The 5,396-nt window shown below is 41.5% G+C and carries 3 protein-coding genes and 1 pseudogene; 1 reads left to right on the top strand and 3 read right to left on the bottom strand.

Annotation, left to right across the window (positions count from 1 at the left end):
- Window positions 1-126: 126 nt before the first annotated feature.
- Window positions 127-1,404 (top strand): annotated as a pseudogene (locus IQ246_RS28625) (TldD/PmbA family protein); the annotation flags it as partial.
- A gap of 125 nt (window positions 1,405-1,529) precedes the next feature.
- Here IQ246_RS28625 and IQ246_RS28630 read toward each other — a convergent pair.
- The 3 genes from IQ246_RS28630 to cobA all read right to left on the bottom strand — a co-directional run bounded on the left by IQ246_RS28630 (window position 1,530) and on the right by cobA (window position 5,139).
- Window positions 1,530-1,859, bottom strand: coding sequence for a hypothetical protein (locus IQ246_RS28630; protein ID WP_194006673.1), 330 nt, complete (start codon window positions 1,857-1,859; stop codon window positions 1,530-1,532).
- Window positions 1,860-2,639: 780 nt separating this feature from the next.
- Complete coding sequence (gene coaE / locus IQ246_RS28635; RefSeq protein WP_194006674.1) at window positions 2,640-3,236, bottom strand: dephospho-CoA kinase; 597 nt, start codon at window positions 3,234-3,236, stop codon at window positions 2,640-2,642.
- 223 nt (window positions 3,237-3,459) lie between these two features.
- Window positions 3,460-5,139 carry a uroporphyrinogen-III C-methyltransferase gene (gene cobA / locus IQ246_RS28640; protein WP_194006675.1) on the bottom strand — a complete coding sequence of 560 codons (1,680 nt, stop codon included), beginning with the start codon at window positions 5,137-5,139 and terminating at the stop codon, window positions 3,460-3,462.
- Between the last annotated feature and the right edge of the window lie 257 nt (window positions 5,140-5,396).

Raw genomic sequence — 5,396 nt, forward strand, 5'->3', positions numbered from 1 at the left:
TAGGGAAGGGCATTCCCTAAGTAACGCTAATGGACTAGTAACCTCTACGCTACTTGGCGAAAGCCTGGTAGAGCAAGTAACTAGGTTGAAGTTAGAATCCCCGTGTCTTTAGACCGGGGAGTGTCAATGCGTGGCGATAAAGTAGAAACCCTCAGTGAAGGCATCTCCATCGGTGGACATATTCGTGCTTGTTATAAGGGTGGGTGGGGGTTGAGCTGCTTTAACCAGCTTTCGACAATTAAAGACCGGATTGAAGAAGCGATCGCAGCTGCACGGATGGTTGGCGATGAAGAAACTTTACTTGCTCCTATTGACCCAGTGCAAGCGGTATGCATCCTACCACTAACAGGTACTGACCCCCGGAAAGTTCCACTTTCGCAGAAAAAGCAATTATGCGATCGCTATACTGACTTGCTCAAAAGCGTTGACCCCCACATTACCACTACCTCAGTGCGCTATGGTGACAGCGCCCAAAGAATTATTCTTGCAACCTCAGAAGGTACCCTAATTGAGCAATCATGGGTAGATATGGAAATGCGCTTTGCTGCCACCGCCAGAAACGGCGAAACCGTACAAACTGGAAGGGAAACTACTGGCTCTCGCAAAGCCTATGAAGATTTAATTAATTTGGATGAACAAGTTAAAAGTGCCGCCCAAAGGGCTATTGCTGCCTTATCTCTGCCATCGGTAAAAGGTAATACTTACACGGTAGTTATTGATCCAATTCTCACAGGCTTATTTGTCCATGAAGCCTTTGGTCATCTTTCTGAAGCTGATATGGCTTACGAAAATCCCGATTTACTAGAAGTTATGACCATTGGACGGCGTTTTGGCCCCAAAGAACTACAAATTTTTGATGGTGCTGCTCCAAAGGGACATCGTGGTAGTTATTTTTATGACGACGAAGGCACACCAGCTACCACTACCCAACTGATTAAAGATGGGGTTTTAGTCGGACGTTTACATTCCCGTGAAACCGCTGGCAAACTGGAAGAAGCGCCTACTGGTAACGCACGCTGTCTGAATTATCACTTTACGCCTATCGTGCGGATGACAAACACCTGGATTGAACGGGGTACAACGCCTGTTGAAGACTTATTCACCGATATTAGAGAGGGAGTATACGCCCGTAATTGGCTGGGCGGTATGACGAATGGGGAAATGTTCACCTTTAGCGCTGGGGAAGCATGGATGATTAGAAACGGCAAAATTGCTGAACCTGTACGTGATGTAACGCTTTCGGGTAATGTTTTCCAAACTCTGGCAGATATTGAGGCTATAGGTAATGACTTTTACTGGGATGAATCTGGCGGTTGTGGCAAGGGAGGACAAAACGGCTTACCTGTAGGTTGTGGTGGCCCGAGTCTACGAATTAGAGATGTAGTAGTTGGAGGAGAAATATAACGATTGCGGTTCTTCAGTAAGAGTATTGCAAAGAATAAATTACTCAACAAAAATCATAAGCTTACATTTGTTTAGTTGGAGTGATTATCTTAGCAAAAGAGCAAGGATTGATTGATGATTGAGTTTTAGGACTCAACTAGTACTTGCTTCAGTAAAGCCATCCACATATCTGGTGGATCACAGTAGTAATCAATTCCTTCAACTTGATATTTATAAGATTGATAGCCGCGTCGCAAAATAATGTAGTCACTGGGTTTGATACCTTTTCCTTGTCCGGTCATGTACCCTTCCAGTTCTCCATCTATTGGCTCAAATATGTAGTCTGTGCCACAAACAAATTGGCTATAATCGTGTATTTTATTTTGATGTTTTAACTCAATTACTGGAGAGGTAGTCAGACCTAACTTATTTATAAAATTGAAGCCTACGTTCATACCTGTTCTGATAAAAGACATAAGTGAGTTTTCCCAAAGAAGATATATACAACGAACAATTCTGTCTTGCTAAGTGAATCTCAATTCCTGTCAATCACCAATCCAGAACCGAACAGGTGGAAAATTGAGTCAGGAATTAACTGCATTATTAGGCAAGAAAGCCAATGCATCACCCGATGTTAAATAAATGCCTGCACCTATAAGCAACACCATAGAGATTTAAAGCAGTTCTTTTGGAATGCTCTACAGAACTAATTTTAAAAGCAGTAATAAAAATAAAAAATTAAATCTTTTTAAGACTTAATCCTGAATTCTGATTTTTAAATTATACTAATTTATATTCTACGCTCAAGAAACATTCCATGTCACTAATAATGCCACTTATACTTTGAAGAGTTAATTATTGATATTATTATTTAATACTGTATAGCCTTCAATTCAGAGCATTCTGTCAAACAGAGTACTTTTTAAAATGCTAGAGATGATAACCTCAAATTCTGCGGCAATCACGTAATAACCAGCGGGTTTTTCCGCACTATCTACCGTAAAATTACTAGCTTATTAAACCAAATCTGCGTCACATATAAATGTTTTTGATTAGGAGAATATCATAAGCCCTCTTGCTAAATAGATTGAGGTAGTGCTTTTATATAAGTCCTAGAGTAGAGACGTTGCAATGCAACGTCTCTATAAAATAATCGGTTTTTTTCGCCCCTATCTTGAATAGTGAATCGGTGTTTTATAACTGATGTATTGAGAGCTTTGTAAATATGGATTCGGATTCTCTTAAATGAATAGATACTAGTTCGCAATGCCCCTTGTTAGAGCTAGATCTACCTGTTTGAGCAGCGCTTCTAGGGTAAAGGAGTTATCCAAAACGATATCTGCGCCAGCGACTTTTGCTTCTAAAGATAATTGGCTGTTGATGCGGGCTTTTGCCTGTTCTCTATTTAAATGGTTTCGTTGCATCAATCTTTGTAGTTGTTGCTCTTGTGAACAACGCACAACCCAGATTTCTGTAACTAAATTAGTCATCCCAGCTTCAAACAGCAGAGGTACTACTAAGATTAGTGTTTGTAAAGGAGATTGGGTAATTGTTTTGAGGAAGCGATCGCGCACGTAAGGATGAATCAATCCCTCTACCCAGTTGCGTTCATCTTGATGATTAAAGATAATTTCCCCCAGCTTTTGGCGGTTAAGACCACCATCTGGTAGTAAAATTTGTTCGCCATAACGTTGGGCGATCGCGCTCAGAATCGGCGAACCTATAGATACTGCATCTCTGGCACAAATATCAGCATCCAAAATCGGTAACTTATAAGCACTAACTAAATAATTGGCAACAGTGGTTTTACCAGTTGCAATACCTCCAGTTAAGCCGATGATGCGTTTAGTCATTAGTCATTAGTCATTAGTCATTAGTCATTAGTCATTAGTCATTAGTCATTAGTCATTAGTCATTAGTCGAGCAAACAACAAACAATTTTTTTACATTAATAGGACTTACGCAACTGGCATACAAGGCTTCTGGTATAAGGGTCAAGGTTTTTTGGACTTTTGACCTTTGACTCTGGACAACCTCTGGCGTTAAAAATATGACACTTGCGTAAGTCCTGATTAATTAGGAATTAGTTGCCCATTTGATTAGTGCTTGAGTTAACCCATCTAAAGTATATTCTTCAGCTTCTACATCCACACGGCCGAATAAAGTATGACAAGTTTTAGAGGTTTGGGGGCCGATAGAAGCAATACATACTCCATTCAAATAATTTGCTACTACAGATAGTTGATTGCCATCAGAGTTTTGTGAGAATTTACTGGCTGTGAGTTGACAGAAAAATTGCACAGTTTTGGAACTGGCAAAAGTAATTACATCAAGGGCGTGATTTTGGATAGCTAACTCCGCCGCAGGTGAGATACTACTCGGACAGCACGATTGATATGCAGCAATTTCTATCACCTCTGCGCCCTTAGCAGTTAATTCCTTGACTAAAACTTCTCGTCCGCCACTTTCAACTCTGGGAAATAAAACCTTTTTACCAGACAGTTCATCTGGAAAGTTTTCCACGAGAGAATCGGCGACAAAGTTGGGGGGAATAAAATCTGGTTGGATACAGCGTTGTTTGAGGCATTGGGCTGTTTTCTCACCAACAACGGCAATTTTGACCCCAGCCAAAGCACGGACATCTTTACCCTGAGAAGTTAGTCTTTCAAAAAAGTAGTCTATGGCATTAGTCGAAGTGAGAATTAGCCAGTTGAAGTCAGATAAATGAGCGATCGCATTATCTAACGCTTCCCAACTAGAAGGCGGGCCAATCTCCAAAGTAGGCATTTCAATGACGGTTGCGCCTGATGCTGTGAGGCGATCGCTAAATTGACTTGACTGTCCAAGTGAACGTGTTACTAGGATAGTTTTGCCAGCAAGGGGGAGGCGGGGAGATAAGGGTAGGGGAGGAGGGGGAGAGGGGAGATTGCTTGACATAGGTTGGCGTGTGGAAGTACTCTCGTTTCCAGGTTCTACCTGAGAATACCTTTCCCTAGGATCTTGCCTGGTAATTTCGTTTAAATATATTTTCTCAGGTTGTAAGTACTTCCGTAGCCCGACAACTTCGCCAATCACAATTACTACTGGAGAGAGGGATAATCCGGTGGTTTGTTCCAGAATATTATTTAGTTGGGCTGTCCAAATTTGTTGGTTAGGAGTTCCTGCCCAACGGATGATAGCAATGGGTGTGTGAGGCGATCGCCCATACTCTACCAATTGATTTACAATTTCCGGCAGATGTCGCCCTCCCATCAAAATTACCAATGTATCTAACCGTGACAGCGCTTCCCAGTTTAAAGCATCTGGTTCATGGGCTGTAAACACTGCAAAACAGCGACTCAAAACCGGATCTGTTAAGGGAATTCCTGCCAACAAAGGTGCTGCAAGGGCTGAAGAAATTCCTGGTACTACTTCAAAATCACAATTAGATGCTTTCAACGCCTCAATTTCGGAACTACAGCGCCCAAAAATAAAAGGATCGCCTGATTTGAGCCGTACAACTTGTTTTCCTTGCTGACAGTACTTTACTAGTAACTTGTTAATCTCAGCTTGTGGTGTGCTGGGTTTACCACCGCGTTTGCCAACATCCAACTTCAGGCAATCTGGCGGTACGCATTGTAACAATTGAGCATCTACTAGGGCATCGTAAACCAACACCTGAGCAATAGCTAAGAGATGATCAGCCTTTACTGTCAGGTACGCTACATCTCCTAGTCCAGCACCTATGAGGTAGACTTTGCCCTTTTGTTGAGTCATTGAAAATGGGGAATGGGGTATTGGGCATTGGGCATGGGGCATTGGGCATGGGGCATTGGAAAAGAAATTTTTATCCCCTCGTTCATAAGTGAGAGGTTAAGGTGATGAACATTTTGTCAATAAGCAGTATTACTTAAAATTATGCTGAAAATGGGGCTAATCAACAGAGTTTTTGGGCGTGCGATCGCCTCATATTTAAAAGCATCATTCGTTTTTGCATTCAAAACAAACATTGAGTTTTATTTAATACTCAATAT

Source organism: aff. Roholtiella sp. LEGE 12411 (genome assembly GCF_015206995.1).
GTDB lineage: Bacteria > Cyanobacteriota > Cyanobacteriia > Cyanobacteriales > Nostocaceae > Komarekiella.